Origin of the sequence: Streptomyces katrae, from assembly GCF_000717655.1 — a bacterium.
Classification (GTDB): domain Bacteria; phylum Actinomycetota; class Actinomycetes; order Streptomycetales; family Streptomycetaceae; genus Streptomyces; species Streptomyces katrae_B.
Genome location: NZ_JNZY01000002.1, coordinates 170,642 through 195,317, shown reverse-complemented (window position 1 = coordinate 195,317; position 24,676 = coordinate 170,642). Strand labels below are relative to the sequence as shown.

Genomic DNA, 24,676 nt, shown 5'->3' with positions numbered 1-24,676 from the left:
TGCGCGGATCAGAAGCTCACACGCCACAATCGCATCCGGTCGTTTTCGGAAAGCACGAGTCATCGCGCACAACGGTGAACCAAGTCACCCGATTTGGCCTCTCACTGACTGAGCTGACTGAACTGCCGTTCTTCCCGCCCGGAACGACCCCAAGGCGTGACCGATGCCGATTCCCCGTCGCCGTTTCCTCCTCGCGGCCCTCCTTCCCGTACTCACCGTCGGTGCCACTGGCGTGCTCGCCGTCGCCACCGGCCAGCAGACGTCGGCCGAGGCCACCCAGGAACAGGGCACCGGGTCCCGTGCCGTCGCGCTCCCGGCGAGCGTCACGTCCGGATCGGTCGTCCAGGTCGTCGCCCACCCCGACGACGACCTGTTCTTCATGAACCCGGACCTCAGCCGGTCGCTGACGGCCGGACTCCAACTCACCACCGTCTACCTGACCTCCGGCGAGGCCGACGGCCGCAACGAGGCCAACGGCGCCGGCGCCAAGGACCCGGAGCAGCCCGCCGACCGCGCCCACTACGCGGAGGCGCGGCAGAACGGCATCCGCGCCGCGTACGCCCAGATGGCCACCGGGGACCGCTCCGGCGCGTGGAAGCGCACGGTCATACCCACCGCGGGCGGCGGCCAGGCCGAGCTCGACGTGCTGATCGCCCGGCCGCAGGTCAACCTGGTCTGGCTGCAGTTGCGCGAGGCCCGCAACCCCACCGCGGAGAACCCGGACAGCCTGCGCGGCCTGTGGCACGGCAAGATACCCGCGCTCGGCGCGCAGCTGTCCTCCGGAAGCCCGGTCAAGCAGCCGTACACGTACACCAAGGACCAGGTGATACAGGCGATAGCCGGGCTGCTCGGGGTCTACAAGCCGACGACGATACGCATGCAGGACCCGACGCCGGGCCGGTACCACGACACCGGCAAGTACACCGACCACCAGGACCACATGTACGGCGCCCGCTTCGTGCAGGCCGCCACGTCCGCGTACGCCGCCCAGGTCGGCGACCGTCCGCGGTTCTCGGTGCAGAACTACCTCGGCTACCACAACGGCACCCTCCCGCACGCGCTGGACCCGCAGACGGCCGAGACGAAGATCAACTTCCTCAAGACGTACGCCTGGCACGACCACCAGAACTACTGCGGCAGCCCCTCCGGTTGCGGCGACCGCAAGGTCGCGAGCAGCCCCACCGGACGCAACTGGGCCCAGTCGCTGCGCTACGCCCGCGCCGACACCACCTCGTGGCTGGTGGCGGGCGCCCCCGGCCGGCTCTACGCCTTCGCCGCCCTGGACGGACAGATGGCCGTCTGGACCAGGCAGGACGGCCCGGCCGGCTGGACCGGCCCGGTCCTGCTCCCGGGCACCGGCATCGACCCGGGCGCGAGCACGGCCCGCCTCCCCGACGGCCGCACGGCAGTCCTCGCCACCCGTACGAGCTTCGGCCCGGGGCCCGCGGACTACCGGCGCGAGATCGTGTACGCCGTCCAGTCCGCGCCGGACGGCCCGTTCGGACCGTGGCAGTCGCTCGGCACCCCCGAGGGGGCCGACGAGGAGGGCACCTCCTCCATCAGCGCGCCCTCGGCGGCCGTGACCCCGGACGGCCGGCTGGCCGTCTACGTCCGCGACTCCCGCCGCACGCTGCGCGCCCGCGAACAGCAGCCGAGCGGCGCCTTCGGCCCCTGGCAGCGCCTGGGCGGCGAGGACCTGCAGAGCGACCCCGTGACGGCCGTCGACGCCGCCGGGCGGCGCCAGGTCTACGCGACCACCACCACGTCGGTCCTGGCCTGGACCCAGCCGGCGCCGGGGGCCCCTCTCGAGGGACCCTTCCCGACGGGCCTGCCGGCCACCACGGTCCCGCTGTCGGCGGCGCCGGAGGGCGCGGGCATCCGGCTCTACTTCCGCCGTCCCGACTCGGGGGTCGTGCGTACGGCCCTGGTCACGGCGGGCTCCGGCAAGCCGCAGGTCTCCAGCGTCTCGGAGGCCGGGGGCCGGGCGGGCTACGGCGCGGTCGGCGTCGCGGGCCGCCTGCTGTCGGGCCGCGCGGACACGGGCACGGTCAGTACGACGGGCCTCGGCGGCCCGCCCGCATGGACGGAGTCGAAGATGCTCTTCGCCGGCGCCCCGGCCGGCATCCTCGAACCGGCGGGCGCGACGACGACGGCGGTCCTGGGCCTGGACGCCGAACTCCACATCACCACGACCCCACCGGCCACCCCGGACCCGGCCCACCCGGCCCGCACCACCTGGCACCGGGCGGTCCCCCCGAAGTGACCCGGGCCGGCCGGTCACCGGTGGAGGCCGGGCGTCAGCAACTCCCGGAAACCAGCAGCTCCCGTACCTGCTCGGGCGTCCAGTGGCCGGCGGCGCCCGGGCAGCCGGCCAGGTACTCGGCGATGTCCTGCTCCTCCCAGGGGCCGGACTCCAGGAGTCCCCCGGCGAGGTAGCGCAGGTACACGGCGGTGGGCGGCAGCACGTCGACGTCCCGCAGGGTCCACGGCGCGGTGAACGTCAGCACGGGGATGTCCTCGATCGTGCCGGGGCAGATCAGCGTCTCGTAACGCCCCGGCCCCAGTTCGTCGCGGCCGTGCCGCAGGGCGGTCGCGAGGTCGAGGTCCGTCCCGGGTTCGTTGCCCATCTCCTGCGCGGCGATGTCGGACACCTGGCCGACCGTCACCAGGTGCGCCCGCCCGCGCATCCGCCCCGGAGCCGTCGGGTCGTACAGCCCCCGGCCGCCGCCCCACACGGCGGACTCCGTGGCGAAGTACAGCCGGCCGTGCAGCTCGACCGCGAGCGAACGCTCCGGCGCCCGCCGGTCCCGGCACCCCGGATAGGTCCGCGCCGCGCCGACGGGAGTTCCTCCGGCGATGTACGCGGCCAGGCGGTCCATGTGCATGTTGGATCCGTAGGAGGCGTACCAGACCCGCTCGGGCGCAGGCAGCGCCCCGTCGAGCGGCGTCACGGTGTGTACGGTCATCAGCGCGTCCTCGCACCTCAGGGCCGACGGCGTCGCGCCGTCGGCCCTGAGTGGTGTTCCGGCCCCGGAAAGGGCCCTGCTCCGAGCGGTACTCCTCCCGCTCCTGCTTCTTGTTGCGCAGGATCTCACTGACTTCCGTCCGGACCAAGGGATGACTCTCGATGACTGCGGAGAAGCAGAGATCGAGTGGTCCTCAGCGGTCGCCATGTGGAGCCATGGGCAAGCCTTCGACGGCCCACAGACCTTCCGGTGGTGCCCGGCGTCTGCCCGTCACGGCGAAGGGCATGAAGGACCGCCCTCCGGGTTTGTCAAGTCCCGACTTTCCGGGGCGTGACCCCGGCCCGTGCGTGGGGCGCAATGGAGTGACGGATGACGCCGAAGAACGGTGGACGGGCAACTCCGGCCCACCACATCCCACCCCCACGTTCCCCGACCCGAGGAGCCCCTCCCCATGGCCGTCACCAGGACCCGACGCCTCGCCCCCATCCTGATCGCCACCCTCCTGGCCGGCGGAGCGGCCTCACTCACCTCCACCGCCGTCGCCGCTCCCACCTCGGCACCTTCGGGCGTCACCACCGACACCGACAGGCCGCGCACCGTCAAGACCATCACCAAGACGCCCAGGACCGTGAAGACGATCCACAAGAACGAGCAGTCCAACGACGAGCCCACCGGCCTCATCGGTGGAGGTGGAGGTGCCGGAGGTAAGGGAGGTTCTGGCGAGCTCGTCGGGGGAGGGGGAGGTTCCGGGGGTGGAGGGGGTGCTGGCCTGCTCGCCAGGGGAGGTTCCGGGGGTGACGGGGGTTCCCCTGGTGTCGTCAAGAAGATCACCACGACGCCCAGGACCAGCGGCGGGCCGCACCCGCCGCCGGCATCTGCGGCCGACGGCCCACAGACGGCCCAGGGGGAATGAGACGACTCCGGGCCGGTGGTCAGTGACCACCGGCCCGGAGTGTCGCGCGGCCCGCAGGGGCTTTGACCTGCTCTTACAGGACCGGGAGGTTCTTGCGGAGTTCGAAGGCCGTGACTTCCGAGCGGTATTCCTCCCACTCCTGCTTCTTGTTGCGCAGGAAGAAGTCGAAGACGTGCTCGCCGAGGGTTTCGGCAACCAGTTCGCTGCGTTCCATCAGGGAGATGGCCTCGCCGAGGTTCTGCGGGAGGGGTTCGATGCCCATCGCGCGGCGTTCCGCGTCGGAGAGGGCCCAGACGTCGTCGTCGGCGCCCGCCGGGAGTTCGTAGCCCTCCTCGATGCCCTTGAGGCCCGCCGCGAGGAGGACCGCGTAGGTGAGGTAGGGGTTCGCGCCCGAGTCGATCGAGCGGACCTCGACCCGCGAGGAGCCCGTCTTGCCCGGCTTGTACATCGGGACGCGGATCAGGGCCGAGCGGTTGTTGTGGCCCCAGCAGATGTACGAGGGGGCCTCGCCGCCGGAGCCGGCCGTGCGGGAGGAGCCGCCCCAGATGCGCTTGTACGAGTTGACCCACTGGTTGGTGACCGCGGCCGTCTCCGCCGCGTGCTTCAGGAGGCCCGCGATGAAGGAGCGGCCCACCTTGGAGAGCTGGTACTCGGCGCCCGACTCGTAGAAGGCGTTGCGGTCCCCCTCGAAGAGGGAGAGGTGGGTGTGCATGCCCGAGCCGGGGTACTCGGAGAACGGCTTCGGCATGAAGGTGGCCTGGACGCCCTGTTCGAGCGCGACCTGCTTCATGACGAGGCGGAAGGTCATGATGTTGTCCGCCGTGGAGAGCGCGTCCGCGTAGCGGAGGTCGATCTCCTGCTGGCCGGGGGCGCCCTCGTGGTGGCTGAACTCGACCGAGATGCCCATGGATTCGAGCATGGTGATCGCCTGGCGGCGGAAGTCCATGCCGACGTTCTGCGGAGTGTGGTCGAAATAGCCGGAGTTGTCCGCCGGCACCGGGCGGGTCCCGTCCAGCGGCTTGTCCTTCAGCAGGAAGAACTCGATCTCGGGGTGGGTGTAGAAGGTGAAGCCCAGGTCGGAGGTCTTGTTCAGGATGCGCTTGAGGACGTACCGCGGGTCCGCGAAGGACGGCGACCCGTCCGGCATCAGGATGTCGCAGAACATCCGGGCGGTCCCGGGGGCCTCGGCGCGCCACGGCAGTATCTGGAACGTGCTGGGGTCCGGCTTGGCGATCATGTCGGATTCGTAGACCCGCGCGAAGCCCTCGATGGCCGATCCGTCGAAGCCGATGCCCTCGTCGAAGGCCTGCTCCAGCTCGGCGGGGGCGACCGCGACGGACTTCAGGAAGCCCAGTACGTCGGTGAACCACAGGCGCACGAACCGGATGTCGCGCTCCTCGAGCGTCCGGAGGACGAATTCCTGCTGCTTGTCCATGCCTTCATCCTCGCAGTTCAGACGGCCTGTGCACCACCTCCCCCGAGGGCGGGGGCACAGTCGGGCGGGCCCAGTATCGCCAGCCGTGGTTTCCGCCACATTACGCACCTCTGAAACCTCGTGGCACCCCCGCACTGACCTCGGGCCCGTCATGAGCATTACCATCTGCGGCCATGGGGGGCTGGGAGCACATGCGGCGCGGGCGCGCAGGGCGTCGGACGCCTCGGCGTGCCGTCATGGGGTCCGGGGCGGCGCCCGCCACGGTCACGGCGGGGGGCGGGGCCGGCCCTGCCGCCGGGGGCGCCTGCGGGGAAGGGGGGCAGCCCGGGCGCCCCCCCTTTCGCGCCCGGCCCCCCGGGCGCGCGCCCCCCCCCCCCCCCCGCCGTGACCGTGGCGGGCGCCGCCCCGGACCCCGTCGGGCGCGCCGCCGGCGGCGGGCCGGCCCGGCCGCACGGGACGCTCGCCCGGGCCCCTGACCTCCACGCCCTCCAAGTGCTGCGGACCTGACGGGGGCGCCGTACCGCGCTCCACCGGATCCATCCCTCCACCCCCCTCAGCAGAAGGATTCAGGGCACATGGCCAGCAGGACCCCGTACGACAGCAACTCCCCCCAGGCCCGCATAGCCGAGATGCGCCGCGCCGAGCGGGCCCGCGACCGGCGCAACGCGGCCATCGCGATCACGGTCTCGGTGGCCGTCGCCGCCGGGCTCATCGGCTTCGGCGCATGGGTGCTGATCGACAAGCAGCAGAAGGAGGACGCCAGGGTGGCGGCCCTCAAGGCCCCGGTGAACGGAGAGCAGACCTGGGACGCGAAGTCGCTGGGCCGCAACCACGTCGACACCCCCGTGAAGTACCCGGTGAACCCGCCGGTCGGCGGCGACCACAGCCCCCGCTGGATGAACTGCAACGGCGACGTCTACAAGAACCCGGTCCCCGAGGTCAACGCCGTCCACTCGCTGGAGCACGGCGCGGTCTGGGTGACGTACAACGAGAAGGCCGCCAAGGGCGACGTCGACAGGCTGGCCGGGACGGTGGCCAAGACCCCGTACACGCTGATGAGCCCGGTCAAGGAGCAGGCCGGCACGATCATGCTGAGCGCCTGGGGCAAGCAGCTGACGGTGGACAAGGCGGACGACCCCCGCGTCGCGCAGTTCTTCACCAAGTACGTGCAGGGCCCGCAGACCCCCGAGCCGGGCGCGGCCTGCACGAGCGGACTGGCCGAGAAGTGACCCGTACGTACTGGGCGGCCGGGACCGCCGTCCTGCTCGCGCTGCTGTTCGCGGCGGCGGCCACGGTCACCGCCGCGAGCGACGGCGACGGCGAGGGCTCCGGCCCGTCGGGCCGCGCGCCGGGCCTCCACTCGCCGGACGCGGGCTTCGCGCGGGACATGGCGGTGCACCACCAGCAGGCGGTGGAGATGTCGTTCATCGTGCGGGACCGCACCAAGGACGAGCCGGTGCGCGGGCTCGCGTACGACATCGCGAACACCCAGGCCAACCAGCGGGGCATGCTGCTGGGCTGGCTGGACCTGTGGGGGCTGCCGAAGGTGGTGGCCGACGAGCCCCCGATGTCCTGGATGGGGTCCGCAGACCAGCACGGCGGCCACGCCGGGCACGACGCGGGCGGGCACGGCACGGGCGGGCACGGCACGAGCGGCCAGGACACGGCCGGCCACGACATGGGCGGCGCCGCCGCCAAGCCCGGCGCGCTGATGGCCGGCATGGCCACCAAGGAGGAGCTCGCACAGCTCGGCGCCGCCGAGGGCCGTGACGCGGAGGTGCTCTACCTCCAGCTGATGACCGACCACCACAAGGGCGGGGTCGCGATGGCCCAGGGCTGTGCGGCGCAGTGCAAGACCCCCGCCGAGCGGGATCTGGCCCGGGGGATGGTCGAGGCGCAGCAGTCGGAGCTCACCCTCATGGCGGACATGCTGAAACAGCGCGGAGCTGCGCCGCGCGGGTGACGGGCCACGCCCGTACGGTGGTGGGAGGGCGCCCTCATCAGGCCCTCCCACCACCGGCCTCCCGAGGGCGCCGAGGCGGGCGCATCCGCGCCCGGCCGCACCGGCATGCGCAGGAGGTAAGCAATGACCACCGCGGCAGACATCATGCACCCCGGGGCCCAGTGGATCCCGGCGACCGCCACTCTGGACGAGGCCGCTCAGCTGATGAGCCGGCTCAACGTGGGCGCCCTGCCCATCAGCGACGACACCGAGCGGCTCTGCGGCATCGTCACCGACCGCGACATCGTCGTGAACTGTGTGGCCCAGGGGCTGAACCCGTCCGAGATGACCTGCGGTGACATCGCCAAGGGCACCCCGCGCTGGATCGACGCGGGCGCGGACGTCACCGACGTGCTGGACGAGATGGAGAGCCACCGGATCAAGCGGCTCCCGGTCATCAAGGACAAGAAGCTGGTCGGCATGATCAGCGAGGCCGACCTGGCCCAGCACCTCGACGAGCACCAGCTGGCGGGCTTCGTGGAGAAGGTCTACGCGAGGCGCTGACCCGGCCGGTCCGGCCGGCCTGCCCCGCCCGTCCCCCTTGCAGCAGCGTCCAGGATCGCCCGTGCCACCCGGCCCGGGCGGTCCAGCATGACCAGGTGCCCCGCGGGTTCGGCGATCTCGAAGCGGGCGCCGAGCCGGTCGGCCAGCCGCGCCTGGCGCTCGCACCAGCGCAGGGCCCCCCGCCCGGCCGAGCCGTCGTACCCCGTGAGTACGGTGACGGGCACGCCCGGCGGGCGCCCGGTCCGCAGCGCGAGGACCTCGGCGGCGGTGTCGGAGTAGCGGGAGTTCTCCAGCAGGGCGCCGCGCCAGACCCGGCTGGTGCGGTAGCAGCGGCGTACGAGGTCCCGCGCGGCCGGGGGTCCCCCCGCCGAAGGCAGGGAGCGGTCGCAGCCGCCGGTGCGGGAGGCCCGTACGGCGGCGCGGCGGACGAGCGGGCCGAACGCGGCGGGCAGTCCGGTGGCGGTCAGGGCCCGGCCGAGCACGCGGGCGGCGGCGGTGCGCAGCCCGGCGGGCCAGATCGTACGGGGGTCCTCCTCGATGCTGGTGTCGACCAGGACCAGGGCGGCGGTGCGCTCGGGGTAGAGGCGGGCGAAGGCCTCGGCGTGGAACCCCGCGACAGAGTGCCCGGCGACGGTGACCGGGCCGGGCAGGCCGAGCGCGTCGAGCAGTCCGGCGATGCGGCGGGCCTCCCCGGCGGCGGTCGCCGGGGCAGGGGCGGGGGCGCTCAGGCCGTGCCCGGGACGGTCGAAGCGGACCACGGTGCGGCCGTGCGCGACGAGCAGGGCGGCGACGGGGGCCCAGTCGAACCAGGCCATGGCGAGCCCGGCGCTCAGCACCACGGGCGGCCCGCTCCCCTCCACGACGACGTGCAGCGGGACGCCGTCCACGCGCACGAAGCGGCCGGTCGGGGCGGCGGCGGTGCCGTGCGTGGTCGTACGCGGTGTCCGCGGTGTCATGTGCGGCGCTCCTTGTGGACCGAGTACGCGAGCAGGCCCAGCCAGAGCGCGACGAACAGCACCTGCAGCCGCTGCCCGGCCCCGAGCGCCCAGGTCCCGCGCCCGGCGGTGAACAGCGCGATGGCGGACAGGGTCCAGGCGGTGGCGAGCAGCTCCAGCCCGACCAGGACCGGCCCGTAGCGGGCGAGCGGGGCGAGCCGGCGGTAGCGGCGCGCGGCGACGGTGAGGACGACGATCCCGACGAGGGCACCGGTCATGGCGAGGCTGCTGCTGACGGCGTGCGCCTGATGGGTGGCCGGGACCAGGCCGGCGGTCTCCCGGGCCGCGCACACGGGGTCCACGGTGGGTGTGCAGCTCAGCGGGAGCCAGGCATCGGCGGCGGTGGCCGCGCCGAAGAGGGTGATGCCGGCCCAGCCGGCGACCGACCAGGGGCGGCGGGATCCGTCGCGGCGCAGCAGCCCGGCCAGGGCCAGCAGGCCGCCCGCGAAGGCGAGCACCCCGGCGGTGAAGTCGGTGGCCCGGAACAGGCCGCCGAGCGGCTGGTCCTGGGCGGCGAGCTCGCTGACGTACGTCTCGATCGGGTTCAGGCCGGTCGAGAGGACGACCTCGAGCACCCAGGCGGTGTACGCGGCGGCGCCCAGGCCGATGAGGAGGGCGACCGGCCACGCACTGTTCGCGAACGACCCCTTTTCGGCTCTTGTGGACATACTGCGCATCATCCTCAACACGGCGGACCCGGTCCTACGATCAGATACCCACCCGGGGTAGGGTTCCGCCCATGACGCGCCCTGCCCTGCGCACCGACCGGCGAGCGGCCCGGTGGCCCCGGCTGCTGCTGCTCGCTGCGCTGCTCCTGGGCATCGTCACCATGCACACCCTGGGCCATCCGAGTCGGTCCCACACCATGGAGGACGCGGCTCCGGCCGTCGCCGTTGCCTCGGCCGGGCGGGCCGCCGACCACACGCCTGGCCACGCGTCGGCCGGCCTGACGGGCACGAGCGCGCACCCGGCCACGGGCGCGGGCACTGGCACTGGCACTGGCACTGGCACTGGCACGGGCACGGTCTCCGCCACCGTCCCGACGCACGCCTCCCACGACCCGGGGCCCGCCGCCGAAGCCCCGCCGCCCGGCTCCGGCACGGACCCCATGTCGGTGTGCCTGGCCGTACTCGGCGGGCTCACCCTGCTGATCCTGGGCGCCGGACCGGCCGGCCTCCGCGACGCCGCGCCGCTCGGGGGCGCGGCCCGCGGGCCGGGCCGGTCCGGCGGGCCCGACCCGCCGTCGCCCCGCGAGCTCCTCACCCGGCTGGCGGTACTGCGCGTATAGCGACGGGCCGGCTGCCGCCCCCGCATGCCCGCACGCGCCCCGCGTGCAGGGCCCGGCCGGCGGCAGCAGACGGCGCCCATCCGCTCGTACGACCACACCACGAGGTGCTTCCATGCGCGCTCTTCCCAGCCGTCCCGCCCACCCCACCCGCCGCGCCGTTCTCGGCGCCTCCGCCGCCCTCGCCGGTTCGGCGCTGCTCGCCGCCTGCTCCGACGGCTCCGACGGCGCCGGCCCGGACCACGGCTCCATGAACCACGGCGGTTCCTCCGCCTCCGCGCCGGGCGGTTACGTCGACCCCGCCGGGCCCGAGGTCCAGGCCGCCGAGGCCGCCCGCAAGGCCACCGGGCCGGTCTCCGAGGTCAAGCTGACCGCCACCGCCACCCCTCTCGACCTCGGCGGCGGCCTCACCGTCCGCTCGTGGGCGTACGGGGACCGGCTGCCCGGCCAGGAGGTCAGGGTCACCGCGGGCGACACCCTCGCCCTGACCCTGGCCAACAACCTCCCGCAGGCCACCTCCCTGCACTGGCACGGCCTCGCCCTGCGCAACGACATGGACGGGGTCCCGGGCCTGACCCAGCGGGACATCGCGCCGGGCGGGTCCTTCACGTACCGGTTCGCCGTCCCGGACCCGGGGACGTACTGGTTCCACCCGCACTCGGGCGTCCAGCAGGACCGCGGCCTCTACGCCCCGCTCATCGTCGAGGACCCGAAGGAGCCCCTCTCGTACGACAAGGAGTGGGTGGTGGTCCTGGACGACTGGGTCGACGGAGTCGACGGCTCCACCCCCGACGCGGTCCTGGCCGAGCTCCGCAAGGGCATGGACATGCAGTCGGGCGGCGGGCACGCCGGCCACGGCGGCGCGGCCCCGCAGACCCCGCCCGGCGCCGGACCCTCGCGCCTGCTCATGGGCGGGGAGAGCGACGTCCTCGGCAAGGACCCGGGCGATGTCGCGTACCCGCACTACCTGGTCAACGGGCGTACGGCGCAGGACCCGTCGGTCTTCACGGCCAGGCCCGGCGACCGGATCCGGCTGCGGATCGTCAATGCGGGCGGGGACACCGCCTTCCGGATCGCCCTCGGCGGCCACGAACTGACGGTCACCCACACCGACGGCTATCCGGTGGAGCACGCGAAGACCGGCTCCCTGCTGCTCGGCATGGGCGAGCGGTACGACGTACTGGTCACCGCGCAGGACGGGGTGTTCCCGCTCACCGCGCTCGCCGAGGGCAAGGAGGGCAAGGGCGGGCCGGCGTCCGCGCTCGCCCTGCTGCGCACGGGGGCGGGGGCGGCGCCCACCGCCGCGACCCGGCCCGCCGAGCTGGCCGGGAAGCCGCTGACGGCGGACCGGCTGCGTGCCGCGGAGCCCGCCGCACTCGCGCCGCGCGAGCCGGACCGCACGATCGGGATCAAGCTGACCGGGGGGATGGAGAAGTACGACTGGGCCTTCGACGGCAAGCCGTACACGGCCGACCAGCGGCATCCGGTGAAGGCCGGCGAGCGGGTCCGGCTGGAGTTCGACAACTCGACGACGATGTGGCACCCGCTACACGTGCACGGGCACACCTTCGCGCTCGGCGGCGGCCGGGGCGGCGCGCGCAAGGACACCGCGCTGATCCTGCCGGACAGGACGCTGACGGTCGACTTCGACGCCGACAACCCCGGCCTGTGGATGGTGCATTGCCACAACGTCTACCACGCGGAGGCCGGGATGATGACGGTACTGGGGTACCGGCGGTAGCCCTCCGCGGGGTGCGGCTCCCGGCCTGCGGGCCGGGGGCCAAACCCCCTTGGAGCTCTACGGGGCGCATGGCAGGCTTGGTGATCACCGCGCACACCACCCCCCGTGAGGACTTCCGCCAGGTATGAGCACGCCCCCGAACCCGCCCAGCGCCCCGTCCGGTCCGCCGACGGAGCCCGCGGGCACGCCCATACCGGAGCCGGCCCCGGCGCCCTCCGCGCCCGAGCCGGCGCAGCCGCTGTCGCTCCAGAAGTCCCCGGTGCCGGAGCCGACGCCGGAACCGGGCCCGGAGCCCGCGCCGACGCCGGCGCCCGACCCCGAAGCCCGGCCCGAGCCGGCCCCCGCGCCCGAGCCGACGCCCGAACCGCAGCCCGAGCCCGTGCCGGCTCCCGTGTCGGCCCCCGCACCGCAGCCCGCGCCCGCGCCCGCGCCCGTCGACGCCTTCGCGCCGCCCGCGCCCACCGATGCCTTCGCGCCGCCGGCCGCGCCCCGGTACGCGGCTCCCCCGGCCCCCTCGTTCGGCGCCCCCGTGCCGCCCGGCAACCCCTGGGGTGCCCACGCCGGCCCCGGCGCCGGCCCCGGCAACCCCTGGGGCACGCCCGCCCCCTCCACCGCCGCCAACGGCCTCGCCGTCGCCGCCCTCGTCATCGGCATCGCCGCCGTGGTCGTCGGGCTCATCCCGTTCGTGTTCTGGCTGGGCTCCCTCCTCGCCGTGATCGGCATCGGCATCGGCATCGGCGCCCTCGTCCGCGCCTCGGACGGCGCCGGCCGCAAGACGATGGCCGTCGTGGGCACCGTGCTCGCCGTACTGGGCTTCGGCGCCTCCGTCGGCGGCTTCCTCCTCACCGGCGTCGTCATCGAACGGGCCGGCGACCGTCTCGACGACGACTGGGACCCCCCGGCCGACCTCCGCCGCAGCACGCCGCCGATCCCGAAGGCCTCGCCCATGCCTTCGCCTTCGCAGGTTCCCGGCATGACGACCCCGCTGCCGTTCGGCGAGACGTACACGTACCCGAACGGCATCAAGGTGACCCTCTCGACGCCGAAGAAGTACGTCACGAAGAGCAAGTACTCCCAGGTGGGCAACGCGGTGGAGATGACGCTCACCATCACCAACGGCTCGTCCGCCGCGCACAACGTCATCTATGCGATGCCCAACGTCCGCGACGAGAAGGGGATGACCGCCAAGCTCGTCTTCGACGGTGACGTCCCGAAGATGATCAAGGGCGACATCCTGCCGGGCGAGTCCGCCAGCGGGGTCGTGGCCTTCGAGGTGCCCGAGGGCACCGAGCGCATCAGCGCCGACATCTCGCCCGGAATCATGATGCCCAACGCGAAGTTCAGCGGCTCGATCGGCTGACGGAAGCGCACGAGAAGTGCGGGGCCCAGGACATCGCGTCAGAAAGACGATTAGACTGGGTCCCGTGCCTCAACTTCGCCTCGCTCTGAATCAGATCGACTCGCAGGTCGGCAACCTCGCCGCCAACGCCGACTCGGTCGTCCACTGGACCCGGCACTCCGCCGAGCAGGGCGCCCACCTGGTGGCGTTCCCGGAGATGATGCTGACCGGGTACCCCGTCGAGGACCTCGCCCTGCGCGGCTCCTTCGTCGAGGCCTCCCGCACCGCGCTGCGCGAACTCGCGGAGCGGCTCGCCGTCGAGGGCTTCGGCGAACTGCCGGTCGTCGTCGGCTACCTCGACCGCTCCGGGAAGGCCGCCCCGCGGCTCGGCCGCCCCGCCGGATCCCCGGAGAACGCGGCCGCCGTGCTCTACGGCGGGAAGGTCGCCCTCCGTTTCGCCAAGCACCACCTCCCCAACTACGGCGTGTTCGACGAGTTCCGGTACTTCGTGCCGGGCGACACCCAGCCGGTGATCCGGGTGCGCGGCGTCGACGTGGCCCTGGCGATCTGCGAGGACCTCTGGCAGGAGGGCGGCCGCGTCCCGGCCACCCGCTCCGCCGGGGCCGGCCTGCTGATCTCCGTCAACGCCTCCCCGTACGAGCGCAACAAGGACGACCTGCGTCTCGAACTGGTCCAGAAGCGCGCCCAGGAGGCCGGCTGCACCCTCGCCTACCTGGCGATGATCGGCGGCCAGGACGAGCTGGTCTTCGACGGCGACTCGATCGTCGTCGACGCCGGCGGCGAGGTCATCGCGCGCGCCCCGCAGTTCTCCGAGGGCTGCGTCCTCGTGGACCTCGACCTGCCCGCGGCGCGGGCCGACGCGCCCGAGGGCGTGGTCGACGACGGCCTGCGGATCGACCGCGTGGTCCTCTCCGAGGAGCCGGTGGAGCCGTACGAGCCGGTGGTCACCGGCGGCTACGCCGACCGCCTCGACGACGACGAGGAGGTCTACGACGCGCTGGTCGTGGGCCTGCGCGCGTACGTCAAGAAGAACGGGTTCCGCTCCGTCCTGATCGGGCTCTCCGGCGGCATCGACTCCGCGCTGGTCGCGGCCATCGCCTGCGACGCGATCGGCGCGCAGAACGTGTACGGCATCTCGATGCCCTCGAAGTACTCCTCGGACCACTCCAAGGGCGATGCGGCCGATCTGGCCGACCGGACCGGCCTGAACTTCCGTACGGTGCCGATCGAGCCGATGTTCGACGCGTACATGGGCTCGCTCGGCCTGACCGGCCTGGCGGAGGAGAACCTCCAGTCCCGGCTGCGCGGCACGATGCTGATGGCGGTGTCCAACCAGGAGGGCCACATCGTGCTGGCCCCGGGCAACAAGTCGGAGCTGGCCGTCGGCTACTCCACCCTGTACGGCGACTCGGTGGGCGCGTACGGCCCGATCAAGGACGTCTACAAGTCGGACGTGTTCCGGCTCGCGCAGTACCGCAACCGGGCCGCGGCCGAGCGCGGCGAGACCCCGCCGATCCCGGAGAACTCCATCGTGAAGCCGCCGAGCGCCGAACTGCGCCCGGGCCAGGTGGACACGGACTCGCTGCCGGACTACCCGGTGCTGGACGCGATCCTGGCGCTGTACGTGGACCGCGACCAGGGCCTGGAGGCGATCGTCGCGGCCGGATTCGACCGCGAGCTGGTCGCCAGGACGCTGCGGATGGTGGACACGGCGGAGTACAAGCGCCGCCAGTACCCGCCGGGCACGAAGATCTCCGCGAAGGGCTTCGGCAAGGACCGCCGGCTGCCCATCACGAACGGCTGGCGCGAACGGGCGTAGCCGCTGCGGGCTCCGCTCGGACAAGGGGCCTCACCGCCGATGCGGTGAGGCCCCTTTCGAAACCAGTGCGGACTGCGGGCCTACTTCTTCACCGTCATCCGCGCGGCGACCGGCAGATGGTCGCTGCCGGTGCGCGGGAGGGTCCAGGAGGCCTCCGGCGTGATCCCGCGGACCATGATCTGGTCGATGCGGGCCATCGGGAACTGGGCCGGCCAGCTGAAGCCGAAGCCGTCGCCCGCCGCGCCCTGCGTGGAGCGCATCTGCGAGGTGACCTCGGACAGGGAGCGGTCGTTCATGGTGCCGTTGAGGTCGCCGAGCAGGATGACCTTCTTCAGCGGTTCGGCGGCGAGCGCAGCGCCCAGGGCCCCGGCGCTGTTGTCGCGCTGGTTGGCGGTGAAGCCGGCGTTGAGCTTGACCCGGACGGAGGGCAGGTGGGCGGCGAAGACGGCGATCTGGCCGTACGGGCTGGCCACGGTGGTGCGCATGGCGCGGGTCCAGCCCATCTTGATGTCGACGGGCGAGCTGGCGCTCAGCGGGTACTTGCTCCACACTCCGACCGTGCCCTCGACGGAGTGGTACTTGTACGTACCCGCCAGGGCCTCCTCGTAGACGGGGACGACGCCGCCCTTGAGCTCGGTCAGGGCCAGGACGTCGGCCCCGGACTTCGCGACCCGGGCGGCGGTGCCGCGCGGGTCGGGGTTGTCGGCGTCGACGTTGTGCGTGGCGACCATCAGGTTGCCGCCGGAGCCGGACTTGTCGAGGACCAGGCTGCCGAACAGGTTCACCCATACGACAGCCGTCAGCAGTATCGCGATCAGCGCGGTCGCCGACTTGCGGATCACGGCGGCGACGAGCAGCAGCGGCACGGCCAGGCCCAGCCAGGGCAGGAAGGTCTCGGTGAGGCTGCCGAGGTTGCCCACGTCGTTCGGCAGCTCGGCGTGGAAGATCATGACCAGCGAGACCAGGGCGGCCAGGGCCGCGGTCACGATCCCGCGCCGCCAGATGCCCCGGTCTCTGCGCAGCCCGGCCAGCCGGCGCCGGAGGCGGGATCCGGAGGGCTCGGGCTCCGAGCCGCCGTTCCCCGTCTCCGTCATGTACGCCTGTGCCATGCCACTGCCCTCGCTGCCGTGCTTGCGCTCCGTCCCCGCTCCTTGACCCTAGGCGATGGACGCAGCCTTCCGTGCCGTTGTTCCGGCCCTACGTCCGGGAGGACGAACGGCCGTGTGGCCGGAGTTCCGCTTGTCACGAAACGCGTACATTGGCTCTCGCGCGCGCCGAACCGCCGCGGAGGGGACCATGAGGGGGCCAGGAGTGGTCCTGGTGTGAGCCAGGAGTGTGACGCACAGGTCTTCGCGCCACTTTCGCCACGGCCCGGGCAGGTGCCACCATGGTGGGTGAGTCCGGGGACGCCGATAAGGGCGCCTCGAGATGACATCAAGGAGCAGTTGCAATGACGCATGCCGTTTCGCCTGCCCGCGAAGCCGCCTCCCCCACCCTGTACGGAGGCACGGGCACCCGGCGGATCACCGTCCGCGACCTCACTCTCGCCAAGGAGCGCGGCGAGAAGTGGCCCATGCTCACCGCCTACGACGCGATGACCGCGTCCGTCTTCGACGAGGCCGGCATCCCGGTCATCCTCGTCGGCGACTCCATGGGCAACTGTCACCTCGGCTACGAGACCACCGTCCCCGTGACGATGGACGAGATGACCCTGCTGTCGGCTGCCGTCGTACGGGGCACGAGCAGGGCCCTGGTCATCGGCGACCTGCCGTTCGGCTCGTACCAGGAAGGCGCCGTGCAGGCGCTGCGCAGCGCCACCCGCCTCGTGAAGGAGGCCGGCGTCGGGGCCGTGAAGCTGGAGGGCGGCGAGCGCTCGCTGCACCAGACCGAGCTGATCGTGCAGTCCGGCATCCCCGTCATGTCCCACCTGGGCCTGACCCCGCAGTCCGTGAACGCCATGGGCTACCGGGTGCAGGGCCGCGGCGACGAGGCCGCGCACCAGCTGCTGCGCGATGCCAAGGCGGCGCAGGACGCGGGCGCCTTCGCGGTGGTGCTGGAGCTGGTTCCGGCCGAGCTGGCCGCCGAGGTCACCCGGTCCCTGCACATCCCGACGGTCGGCATCGGCGCCGGCGCGGAGTGCGACGCGCAGGTGCTGGTGTGGACCGACATGATGGGCCTGACCGGCGGGAAGATGCCGAAGTTCGTGAAGCAGTACGCGAACCTCCGCGCGACCATGGGCGACGCGGCGAAGGCCTTCGCCGAGGACGTGGTCGGCGGAACGTTCCCGCAGGCCGAGCACAGCTTCCACTGATCGAACGGCGCCCCGTCCGACAGCCCGCCGACGCGTCGTCGGCGGGCTGTCGGCTTCCTGTCGGTCGCCTGTCGGTCGCCTGTCGGTTCGCTGTCGGTGCGTTGTCGGTGGCGGCTGGTCCCATGGTGCCCATGACGCGAAACGACAAGAATCCCCAGAACGGCTCGAACGCCGTCGAGGTCCGGGGACTGGTCAAGCACTACGGCGAGACCAAAGCCCTGGACGGTGTCGACCTGGACGTCCGCGAGGGCACCGTCCTCGGGGTCCTCGGACCCAACGGCGCCGGCAAGACCACCCTCGTGCGCTGCCTCTCCACCCTGATCGTCCCGGACGCCGGGACCGCGACCGTCGCGGGCTACGACGTGGTCCGCCAGCCGCGGCAGCTGCGCCGCACCATAGGCCTGACCGGCCAGTACGCCTCGGTCGACGAGAAGCTCTCCGGCTGGGAGAACCTCTACATGATCGGCCGGCTGCTCGACCTGTCCCGCAAGGACGCCAGGTCCCGGGCCGACGAGCTGCTCGAGCGGTTCTCGCTCACCGACGCCGCCAGGAAGGCCGCGATGAACTACTCCGGCGGCATGCGCCGCCGGCTCGACCTGGCCGCCTCCATGATCGGCCGCCCGGCCGTGCTGTACCTGGACGAGCCGACCACCGGCCTGGACCCCCGTACCCGCAACGAGGTGTGGGACGAGGTGCAGCGGATGGTCGCCGAGGGGGCCACCGTCCTGCTCACCACCCAGTACATGGAGGAGGCCGAGCAGCTCGCGAGCGAGCTGACGGTCATCGACAAGGGCAAGGTCATCGCCAACGGCAAGGTCGACGAGCTGAAGGCGCGGGTCGGCGGAAGGACCCTGAAGATCCGCCCCGTCGCCGCGTACGACCTGCCGGGCATGGCCCGCGCGCTGGCGGAGGCCGGGCTCGACGGCGTGGCCGGTTCCCAGGCCGTGCCGGACGAGGGCGTGCTGCTGGTCCCGATCCTGAGCGACGAGCAACTGACCGCGGTGGTCGGCCTGCTGGCCGCCCGGGGGTACGCGATCGCCGACCTCGGCACGTACCTGCCCAGCCTGGACGAGGTGTTCCTGGCCATCACCGGCCACCGGCCCACCTCGGTCGAGGATTCCGTTCCCACCGAGAAGACCGAGGAGGTCGCGGCATGAGCACCGTAACCACGACGAAGCCCGTTCCCACCGCGCCCGCTCCGGCCCCGGTGGACGACCGCTCCGGCGAGGGCCGGATCGGCCTGCGCGCCAACCTGCGGCACATCGGCGCCCTGGTGCGCCGCAACGCCCTGCAGATCAAGCAGGACCCCGAGTCGATGTTCGACGTCCTGTTCATGCCGATCATCTTCACGCTGCTGTTCGTGTTCGTCTTCGGCGGCGCGATCTCCGGCAAGGGCCAGCAGGAGGCGTACGTCAACTACGTCGTGCCGGGCCTGATGGCCATGATGGGCATGAACATCGCCATGGGCGTCGGCACCGGCGTCAACGACGATTTCAAGAAGGGCGTGATGGACCGCTTCCGGTCCATGCCGATCGCCCGGTCGTCCGTACTGATCGCCAAGATCGTCGTCGAGCTGGGCCGCATGATGGTCGCGATCGCGATCCTGCTCACCGTGGGCTTCATGCTCGGCCTGTCGATCAAGACCTCGGTGTTCGACCTGCTGCTGTCCATCGGCCTGTCGGCGGTCTTCGGCGCCTCGCTGATGTGGATCTTCATCCTGCTCGGTCTCACCATGAAGACCGCGCAGGCCGTCCAGGGCATGGCGATGCTGGTCCTGATGCCGCTGCAGTTCGGCAGCTCCATCTTCGCCCCGCCGTCGACCATGCCCGGCTGGCTGCAGACCTTCACGGACTACAACCCGCTGTCCAACCTGGCCGACGCGGCCCGTGGCCTGATCAACGGGGGTGCGGTCGCCCACCCGGTGACGGTGACCCTGATCTGGTCCGTGGCCATCACGGCGGTCACCATGCCGCTCGCCGTCCGCAAGTTCCGCCAGAAGACCTGATCCGGGACGACGGTCCGTTCCGGATCGCGTCCCGGACGGGCCCCGCACGGGGGCCGGGTCAGACGAGGGCGGTGGCCTCCTCCAGGGTGAGGCCGCCGCCTTCGGCGTACGCGGACGCGTACGCGGCCTCGCCGAGCGCGGCCCGCGTCAGCTCCTCGGCCCGGGCTGCGTCCTCGCGTTCCGTGCTGATCGGGAAGTGCTGCGGCGGCAGCAGGGCCCGGTACGCGCCGAGCAGCCGCGCGGCGTCGTACGCGTGCTGCGCGCCGCCGAGGCCGGCGTGGGAGAGGGCCGCCGTCATCAGGTACACGGCGGGCAGCTGCGGGGCGACCATCAGGGCGAGGGGGTCCTGGGCGGTCCCCATGGCCTCCCGGAGCAGGACGAGGGCCTCCGTGTACTTGCCCTCCCGGTTCTCCAGCCAGGCCATCGTGCCGAGCAGGAACCCGTCGAAGATGGCGAACGCGCCGAACGCGAACTCTTCGCGCAGCAGCTGGAGCTGACGGCGGGCCTCGGGGATGCGGCCGGTGCGGCCGTAGATGCTCGCGAGGAACATCCGGGCGGCCGGCATGGCCTCGTTGCCGTAGCTCCGGGGGGTGCTCACGATCCCGTCGAGGAGCGCCTCGGCCTCGGCGACCGCGCCGTTCTCGATGAGGGTTCCGGCCATCCGCGCGCGCAGGACCGTGACCTGGGACGGGGCGCCGAGCCGCTCGGCGTGCTCGATCGCGGACCGGAAGTCATCGGCGGCCGCCGCGTACTCGCCCCGCTTCTCGCGGGATTCGGCGCGGGCGGAGAGGGCCTCGGCGCAGCCCCAGTCGTCGCCGAGCGACTCGAACAGGGCGTGGCTCTCGTCGGCGTCGCGGGCCGCGTCTCCGCACCAGGCGGGCCGGTTGGCCAGCACGTTGGCCCGTACCTGGAGGGCGGCGGCCAGCTCCCAGCGGTAGTCCAGCTCCCGGGCGGTGTCGACGGTGGCGTCGAGGACCTGCTGGAGCAGGCCGGGGTCGCCGGCGATCATGACGGCGTAGATCCACAGGCCGGCGGGGGTCCGACAGGTCTGCGGCAGGCCGGGCCGGTAGGCGGCGACGATCCCCTCGACCTGGGCCCGGATCTCCGGCGCGTTCCAGCTCTCGTTGGTCTGGTCGCGGGAGGCGAGCTGGATCATCCGGATGCCGCGCCAGGCCTCGGTGAGCAGTTCCCCGCCGTACGGCGGGGGCGCGTCCACGAGCTGCGTGTACACCGGCTCGGCGGGGGTGACGGGCGCGGCGAACGGGTCGGGGCCGAGCTCGCCGGCGGCGTTGGACCAGTGCCGGGACTCGGCGCGCAGGTCGTGCATCTGCCAGTACCAGGCGAGGGAGTGGACCAGGCACAGCACCTCGTCGGTGTCGCGGGCGGCGACGGCGCGGCGCAGCGCGGTACGGAGGTTCTCGTACTCGGCGGCGAACCGCTCCGTGGCCTCGCGCTGGTGGCGGCCGCGCAGCAACGGCTCGGTGGTGCGGGCGAGTTCGCGGTAGTACGTGAGGTGGCGCCGCTCGGTGTCGGCGCGGTCCCCGCCGGCTTCGGCCAGCCGCTCGGCGGCGTACTCGGCGACGGTCTCGAGGAGCCGGTAGCGCATGCCGCCGCTCTGGCCGGGGGCGGCGACGACGAGGGACCTGGCGGGGCAGGACGGTACGGGCGCCGCTGGTCAGGAGCCGGAAGCGGTCGTCGAGACGGTCGGCGATCTGGCGCGGGGTGAGCAGCCGAAGCCGGGCCGCGGCCAGCTCGATGGCGAGCGGCAGCCCGTCGAGGCGGCGGCAGATCTCGGCGGCGGCGGCCGGGTCGTCCTCGACTCTGAACCCGGGCCGGGCGGCGGCCCCCCGGTCCCCCAGGAGCCGCAGCGCGACGGGGTCGGGCAGCGGTTCCACCGGCCGCAGCAACTCCCCCGGCACGCCGAGGGGTTCGCGGCTGGTGGCCAGGATCCGGACGCCGGGGCAGCGCGCGAGGAGCTCGTCGGCCAGCTCGGCGGCGGCGCCGACGACGTGCTCGCAGTTGTCCAGGATCATCAGCATCCGGCGCCGCGCACAGTGCTCCGCGAGCCGGTCGAGGGGCTGGTCCCCGGCGCGGTCGGTCAGCACCCGCAGCTCCTCGGCGGCGGCGCCGCGCAGCTTGGTCTCGCGCGCGCCGAGCGCGGTGAGCGCGGCCTCGGCGACGTCCTCGGGATCGTCCACGGGAGCCAGCTCCACGAACCACACCCCGTCGGGCCAGGCCACGGCGGCGCGCTCGGCGGCCTCCTGGGACAGCCGCGTCTTCCCGGCCCCGCCGGGCCCGAGCAGCGTCACGAGCCGAGCCCGCGCCAGGTCCTCCCGGATGACCCGGATGTCCCGCTCCCGCCCCACGAAGCTGGTCAACCGCGCCCGCAGGTTCCCCTGCCCTGGCGGTACGAGCCCACCGGCCGCCTCGCCGCCCGGGGCCTGGGCCGGCTGCTGCGGGGCGGCGGAAGCCGGGGACGGGGCCAGGAGGGATGCGTGGAGGGCTCGGAGGTCCGGGCCCGGGTCCGTGCCCAGGCGGGCGGCGAGGGTGCGGCGGACGGTGTCGTAGGCGGCCAGCGCCTCCGCCGGGCGGCCCGCGTCCCGCAGTGCGCGGATCCGCAGGGCCTGGAGCGGCTCGTCCAGCGGGCGCTGCTCGCACAGGGCGGTCAGCTCAGGGAGGGCCTGCTCGGCCCCGCCCAGGGCCAGGGCCGCCGCGAGCCGGCCCCGGCGCGCGTCCGCCCGTACGGCATCCCAGCGCGCGGCCTCCGCGGCCGGGTCCGGGAGGTCCGCCAGCGCCGGCCCGCGCCACAGGGCGAGGGCCTCGTCGTACAGGGCGGCCGCCCCGGCCGGGTCCGGCGCCTCGCCCGCGGCCCGGACCAGCCGCTCGAAGCGGTACAGGTCGATGTCGTCCCGCTCGGCGGCCAGCAGGTAGCCGCCCTCCGCGGAGCACACGGCCTCGTGCCCCAGCGCCCGGCGCAGCCGCGCGACCAGCGCCTGGAGGGCGGCCACCGCGTCGGCCGGCGGGTCCCCGTCCCACACCTCGGCCACGAGCAGGTGCACCGGCACCGCCCGCCCCGGGCGCAGCGCGAGCGCCGTCAGCAGCGCGCGCAGGCGCGCTCCGCCGACGGCGACGGGGGTCCCGTCGTCGCGGATGGCCTGGGCCGTGCCGAGAATCGCGTAGCGCACCGGCCCATTGTCGCTGGCTCGGCCCCCGACCCCGTACTCCTTTTGGCCGCATGCCCGGGGTAGGTTTCGCCGCATGGGTCATCAGGGGAGCCGCAGCGAGCGGCAGATCAGTTCCGTATTCCTCGGTATCGCCGCCGTCATGGCGGTCACCGGGTGGGCCGTGTGGACGGGGTACTCGACGAGCACCGGGCTCGCCGTGTTCCTCTTCGTGACCTCGGCCTGGATCGTCTCCCTGTGCCTGCACGAGTACGCGCACGCCCGCACCGCCCTGCACAGCGGTGACCTCACCGTCGGGGCCAAGGGCTACCTGACGCTGAACCCGCTGAAGTACACGCACGCGCTGCTCAGCATCATCCTGCCGGTGATCTTCGTGATCATGGGCGGGCTGGGCCTGCCCGGCGGCGCCGTGTACATCGAGCGGGACCGGATCCAGGGCCGCTGGAAGCACAGCCTGATCTCGGCGGCGGGCCCGCTGACCAACGTGGCCTTCGCGATCGTCTGCACGGCGCCGTTCTGGCTGGACGCCCTCGACGGCGTCCCGCTGCCGTTCCGCTTCGCGCTCGCCTTCCTCGCGCTGCTCCAGGTCTCGGCGGCGATCCTGAATTTCCTGCCGGTCCCGGGCCTGGACGGCTACGGGATCATCGAGCCCTGGCTCTCGTACCGGATCCGCCGCGAGGTCGCGCCGCTGGCGCCGTTCGGGCTGATCGCCGTCTTCGCGCTGCTGTGGATCCCGGAGGTCAACGGGTTCTTCTTCGACGTGGTGCGCGATCTGCTGGCCTCGCTGGGCGTGTCGGACCTGGAGACCTACTGCGGCCGCGACCTCTACCGCTTCTGGCAGGACACGAACGGCTTCTGCGCGGTCCCGCAGTAGGCGGCTACCCCGCGGAGCGGGCTGCCTTCTCGGCCTTCGCCTTGCGCAGGTAGTACCAGGCCATGTTGGACGTGAGCCCGGCCAGCAGCACCCACACGATCCCCAGGAAGCTGCCCTCCACGAAGGCGACCACGGCCGCGGCCACGGACAGCACGCAGACGACGATGGCGAACACGGCAAGGCGGGGCATGGGGAACAGCTCCTCGGCGACACGGATCGGGGTCGAGCCCCTCCAGTGTCCCCCATGCCCTGCAGTGCTCCCGTAAAGCCCCGCGCCCTCCGCTTCCGACCTTTTCCGCCGTTCCCCGACCTCCGACGCACCACGCCGCTACGGTTCGCCTTCTGCCAGGGGGTGGTGGCCGGCGCCGTCGAGGCGCGCGTCGGCAGCCGCCGGGGCTGAGGGAATCCGCCCCTGTGCCCGGCGGGCGGCCGCCGGGCACGGGGGCGGCGGCTCAGACGTCCGTGACGCGCAGGCCCGTGTGGGCCTTGTAGCGGCGGTTGGCGGAGATCAGGTTGGCGACCAGGGACTCCACCTGGTGGGCGTTGCGCAGACGGCCCGCGAAGACCCCGCGCATGCCCGGGATACGGCCGGCCAGGGCCTGCACGAGGTCCGTGTCGGCGCGGGATTCGCCGAGGACCATCACGTCGGTGTCGATCTCCTCGACGGACTCGTCCTGGAGCAGGACCGCCGAGAGGTGGTGGAAGGCGGCCGTCACCCGGGAGTCGGGGAGCAGGGCCGCGGCCTGCTGGGCCGCGCTGCCCTCTTCGACGTGGAGGGCGTACGCGCCCTGCTTGTCGAAGCCCAGCGGGTTGACGCAGTCCACCACGAGCTTGCCCGCGAGGTCCTCGCGGAGGGCTTCGAGGGTCTTGGCGTGGCCCTCCCACGGCACCGCGATGATCACGATGTCGCTGCGGCGCGCGCACTCGGCGTTGTCCGCACCCTCCACCCCGAGGCCCAGTTCGTCGGCGGCGCTCTGCGCGCGGTCGGCGGCGCGGGAGCCGATGATCACCTTCTGGCCCGCCCGGGCGAGCCGGTAGGCCAGGCCCCGGCCCTGGTCGCCGGTGCCGCCGAGGACGCCGACGACGAGGCCGGAGACGTCCGGCAGGTCCCACGGGTCCTTGGCCGGTGCCTTGGCCGGCGCCGTCGCGGGGGAAGTCTGAGTGCTGTCTGAGGAGGTCATGGGGGCGAGGGTAATGCCGGGACCCGCGGAGTCGAACGGGAACGGGGCTGCGTCCGGCCGGGCGAAGCGGGGCGAAGCGCTCCCGTATGTCCCTTCCATGCGG

The 24,676-nt window shown here is 73.1% G+C and carries 20 protein-coding genes and 1 pseudogene; 13 read left to right on the top strand and 8 right to left on the bottom strand.

All coding sequences use genetic code 11. From position 1 onward, the window contains the following. Positions 1 to 163 precede the first annotated feature (163 nt). On the top strand, positions 164 to 2,263 hold the full coding sequence (locus IF09_RS0103120) for a PIG-L family deacetylase (protein WP_030291600.1): 2,100 nt from the start codon (positions 164 to 166) through the stop codon (positions 2,261 to 2,263). 34 nt (positions 2,264 to 2,297) lie between these two features. Here IF09_RS0103120 and IF09_RS0103115 read toward each other — a convergent pair whose 3' ends face one another. Next, the gene (locus IF09_RS0103115; protein WP_051832051.1) at positions 2,298 to 2,966 is read right to left on the bottom strand and encodes a hypothetical protein; all 669 of its coding nucleotides are present in this window, start codon (positions 2,964 to 2,966) and stop codon (positions 2,298 to 2,300) included. A gap of 451 nt (positions 2,967 to 3,417) precedes the next feature. Between IF09_RS0103115 and IF09_RS45435 the strand changes: the two genes are divergently transcribed. Further along, complete coding sequence (locus IF09_RS45435) at positions 3,418 to 3,879, top strand: hypothetical protein (protein ID WP_030291596.1); 462 nt, start codon at positions 3,418 to 3,420, stop codon at positions 3,877 to 3,879. A 73-nt stretch (positions 3,880 to 3,952) separates the two neighbouring features. On the opposite strand, the gene IF09_RS0103105 is transcribed toward IF09_RS45435, so the two are convergent. Beyond that, positions 3,953 to 5,314, bottom strand: a complete 1,362-nt coding sequence (locus IF09_RS0103105; RefSeq protein WP_030291594.1) for a glutamine synthetase family protein — start codon at positions 5,312 to 5,314, stop codon at positions 3,953 to 3,955. A gap of 575 nt (positions 5,315 to 5,889) precedes the next feature. Here IF09_RS0103105 and IF09_RS0103100 point away from each other — a divergent pair. From IF09_RS0103100 to IF09_RS0103090, 3 genes are all read left to right on the top strand, one after another. Then, positions 5,890 to 6,543 (top strand): DUF3105 domain-containing protein, encoded by a 654-nt coding sequence (locus tag IF09_RS0103100; protein WP_030291588.1) that lies wholly within the window; start codon positions 5,890 to 5,892, stop codon positions 6,541 to 6,543. Next, on the top strand, positions 6,540 to 7,277 hold the full coding sequence (locus IF09_RS0103095; RefSeq protein WP_030291586.1) for a DUF305 domain-containing protein: 738 nt from the start codon (positions 6,540 to 6,542) through the stop codon (positions 7,275 to 7,277). Before IF09_RS0103100 ends, IF09_RS0103095 begins: the two co-directional genes overlap by 4 nt. 123 nt (positions 7,278 to 7,400) lie before the next feature. Next, the gene (locus IF09_RS0103090; protein ID WP_030291584.1) at positions 7,401 to 7,820 is read left to right on the top strand and encodes a CBS domain-containing protein; all 420 of its coding nucleotides are present in this window, start codon (positions 7,401 to 7,403) and stop codon (positions 7,818 to 7,820) included. Here the strand turns inward: IF09_RS0103090 and IF09_RS0103085 are convergent. After that, positions 7,805 to 8,776 carry an alpha/beta fold hydrolase gene (locus IF09_RS0103085; RefSeq protein ID WP_051832050.1) on the bottom strand — a complete coding sequence of 324 codons (972 nt, stop codon included), beginning with the start codon at positions 8,774 to 8,776 and terminating at the stop codon, positions 7,805 to 7,807. The two genes, IF09_RS0103090 and IF09_RS0103085, sit on opposite strands and share 16 nt — an antisense overlap. Next, positions 8,773 to 9,483 (bottom strand): DUF998 domain-containing protein, encoded by a 711-nt coding sequence (locus tag IF09_RS0103080; protein ID WP_037633805.1) that lies wholly within the window; start codon positions 9,481 to 9,483, stop codon positions 8,773 to 8,775. Before IF09_RS0103080 ends, IF09_RS0103085 begins: the two co-directional genes overlap by 4 nt. A gap of 71 nt (positions 9,484 to 9,554) precedes the next feature. Between IF09_RS0103080 and IF09_RS0103075 the strand changes: the two genes are divergently transcribed. The 4 genes from IF09_RS0103075 to IF09_RS0103060 all read left to right on the top strand — a co-directional run bounded on the left by IF09_RS0103075 (position 9,555) and on the right by IF09_RS0103060 (position 15,020). Continuing rightward, positions 9,555 to 10,103 carry a hypothetical protein gene (locus tag IF09_RS0103075; RefSeq protein WP_030291578.1) on the top strand — a complete coding sequence of 183 codons (549 nt, stop codon included), beginning with the start codon at positions 9,555 to 9,557 and terminating at the stop codon, positions 10,101 to 10,103. Positions 10,104 to 10,215: 112 nt separating this feature from the next. Further along, positions 10,216 to 11,841: a multicopper oxidase family protein gene (locus IF09_RS0103070; protein WP_030291577.1), complete on the top strand. Its 1,626-nt coding sequence runs from the start codon at positions 10,216 to 10,218 to the stop codon at positions 11,839 to 11,841. Positions 11,842 to 11,965: 124 nt separating this feature from the next. Then, positions 11,966 to 13,201, top strand: a complete 1,236-nt coding sequence (locus tag IF09_RS41555; RefSeq protein WP_030291575.1) for a DUF4352 domain-containing protein — start codon at positions 11,966 to 11,968, stop codon at positions 13,199 to 13,201. A gap of 64 nt (positions 13,202 to 13,265) precedes the next feature. Continuing rightward, positions 13,266 to 15,020 carry an NAD+ synthase gene (locus IF09_RS0103060; protein ID WP_030291573.1) on the top strand — a complete coding sequence of 585 codons (1,755 nt, stop codon included), beginning with the start codon at positions 13,266 to 13,268 and terminating at the stop codon, positions 15,018 to 15,020. Between the two features lie 80 nt (positions 15,021 to 15,100). Here IF09_RS0103060 and IF09_RS0103055 read toward each other — a convergent pair whose 3' ends face one another. Further along, positions 15,101 to 16,129, bottom strand: coding sequence for an endonuclease/exonuclease/phosphatase family protein (locus IF09_RS0103055; protein WP_030291571.1), 1,029 nt, complete (start codon positions 16,127 to 16,129; stop codon positions 15,101 to 15,103). 341 nt (positions 16,130 to 16,470) lie between these two features. Here IF09_RS0103055 and panB point away from each other — a divergent pair, with 341 nt between their 5' ends. The 3 genes from panB to IF09_RS0103040 all read left to right on the top strand — a co-directional run bounded on the left by panB (position 16,471) and on the right by IF09_RS0103040 (position 19,336). After that, positions 16,471 to 17,331, top strand: coding sequence for a 3-methyl-2-oxobutanoate hydroxymethyltransferase (panB, locus tag IF09_RS0103050; protein WP_030291569.1), 861 nt, complete (start codon positions 16,471 to 16,473; stop codon positions 17,329 to 17,331). A 122-nt stretch (positions 17,332 to 17,453) separates the two neighbouring features. After that, positions 17,454 to 18,488 (top strand): ATP-binding cassette domain-containing protein, encoded by a 1,035-nt coding sequence (locus IF09_RS0103045; protein WP_030291567.1) that lies wholly within the window; start codon positions 17,454 to 17,456, stop codon positions 18,486 to 18,488. Continuing rightward, a complete protein-coding gene (locus IF09_RS0103040; protein ID WP_030291565.1) occupies positions 18,485 to 19,336 on the top strand; it encodes an ABC transporter permease in 852 nt (283 codons plus the stop codon). The genes IF09_RS0103045 and IF09_RS0103040 overlap by 4 nt, the downstream gene beginning before the upstream one ends. Positions 19,337 to 19,394: 58 nt before the next feature. On the opposite strand, the pseudogene IF09_RS39865 reads toward IF09_RS0103040, so the two are convergent. Further along, positions 19,395 to 22,521, bottom strand: a pseudogene (locus IF09_RS39865) (ATP-binding protein). A 73-nt stretch (positions 22,522 to 22,594) separates the two neighbouring features. Here IF09_RS39865 and IF09_RS0103030 point away from each other — a divergent pair. Next, positions 22,595 to 23,392, top strand: a complete 798-nt coding sequence (locus tag IF09_RS0103030; protein ID WP_030291563.1) for a site-2 protease family protein — start codon at positions 22,595 to 22,597, stop codon at positions 23,390 to 23,392. A gap of 4 nt (positions 23,393 to 23,396) precedes the next feature. On the opposite strand, the gene IF09_RS0103025 is transcribed toward IF09_RS0103030, so the two are convergent. Both IF09_RS0103025 and npdG read right to left on the bottom strand, forming a co-directional pair. Next, positions 23,397 to 23,582 carry a hypothetical protein gene (locus IF09_RS0103025; protein WP_030291561.1) on the bottom strand — a complete coding sequence of 62 codons (186 nt, stop codon included), beginning with the start codon at positions 23,580 to 23,582 and terminating at the stop codon, positions 23,397 to 23,399. Between the two features lie 262 nt (positions 23,583 to 23,844). Continuing rightward, positions 23,845 to 24,573, bottom strand: coding sequence for an NADPH-dependent F420 reductase (gene npdG, locus IF09_RS0103020; protein WP_030291559.1), 729 nt, complete (start codon positions 24,571 to 24,573; stop codon positions 23,845 to 23,847). Between the last annotated feature and the right edge of the window lie 103 nt (positions 24,574 to 24,676).

What these genes read in the sequence shown, in the direction of transcription:
- IF09_RS0103120 (WP_030291600.1), top strand. Translation starts at nt 164, where the DNA reads ATGCCGATTCCCCGTCGCCGTTTCCTCCTCGCGGCCCTCCTTCCCGTA.
- IF09_RS0103115 (WP_051832051.1), bottom strand. Translation starts at nt 2,966, where the DNA reads ATGACCGTACACACCGTGACGCCGCTCGACGGGGCGCTGCCTGCGCCC.
- IF09_RS45435 (WP_030291596.1), top strand. Translation starts at nt 3,418, where the DNA reads ATGGCCGTCACCAGGACCCGACGCCTCGCCCCCATCCTGATCGCCACC.
- IF09_RS0103105 (WP_030291594.1), bottom strand. Translation starts at nt 5,314, where the DNA reads ATGGACAAGCAGCAGGAATTCGTCCTCCGGACGCTCGAGGAGCGCGAC.
- IF09_RS0103100 (WP_030291588.1), top strand. Translation starts at nt 5,890, where the DNA reads ATGGCCAGCAGGACCCCGTACGACAGCAACTCCCCCCAGGCCCGCATA.
- IF09_RS0103090 (WP_030291584.1), top strand. Translation starts at nt 7,401, where the DNA reads ATGACCACCGCGGCAGACATCATGCACCCCGGGGCCCAGTGGATCCCG.
- IF09_RS0103085 (WP_051832050.1), bottom strand. Translation starts at nt 8,776, where the DNA reads ATGACACCGCGGACACCGCGTACGACCACGCACGGCACCGCCGCCGCC.
- IF09_RS0103080 (WP_037633805.1), bottom strand. Translation starts at nt 9,483, where the DNA reads ATGTCCACAAGAGCCGAAAAGGGGTCGTTCGCGAACAGTGCGTGGCCG.
- IF09_RS0103075 (WP_030291578.1), top strand. Translation starts at nt 9,555, where the DNA reads ATGACGCGCCCTGCCCTGCGCACCGACCGGCGAGCGGCCCGGTGGCCC.
- IF09_RS0103070 (WP_030291577.1), top strand. Translation starts at nt 10,216, where the DNA reads ATGCGCGCTCTTCCCAGCCGTCCCGCCCACCCCACCCGCCGCGCCGTT.
- IF09_RS41555 (WP_030291575.1), top strand. Translation starts at nt 11,966, where the DNA reads ATGAGCACGCCCCCGAACCCGCCCAGCGCCCCGTCCGGTCCGCCGACG.
- IF09_RS0103055 (WP_030291571.1), bottom strand. Translation starts at nt 16,129, where the DNA reads ATGGCACAGGCGTACATGACGGAGACGGGGAACGGCGGCTCGGAGCCC.
- panB (WP_030291569.1), top strand. Translation starts at nt 16,471, where the DNA reads ATGACGCATGCCGTTTCGCCTGCCCGCGAAGCCGCCTCCCCCACCCTG.
- IF09_RS0103045 (WP_030291567.1), top strand. Translation starts at nt 17,454, where the DNA reads ATGGTGCCCATGACGCGAAACGACAAGAATCCCCAGAACGGCTCGAAC.
- IF09_RS0103040 (WP_030291565.1), top strand. Translation starts at nt 18,485, where the DNA reads ATGAGCACCGTAACCACGACGAAGCCCGTTCCCACCGCGCCCGCTCCG.
- IF09_RS0103030 (WP_030291563.1), top strand. Translation starts at nt 22,595, where the DNA reads ATGGGTCATCAGGGGAGCCGCAGCGAGCGGCAGATCAGTTCCGTATTC.
- IF09_RS0103025 (WP_030291561.1), bottom strand. Translation starts at nt 23,582, where the DNA reads ATGCCCCGCCTTGCCGTGTTCGCCATCGTCGTCTGCGTGCTGTCCGTG.
- npdG (WP_030291559.1), bottom strand. Translation starts at nt 24,573, where the DNA reads ATGACCTCCTCAGACAGCACTCAGACTTCCCCCGCGACGGCGCCGGCC.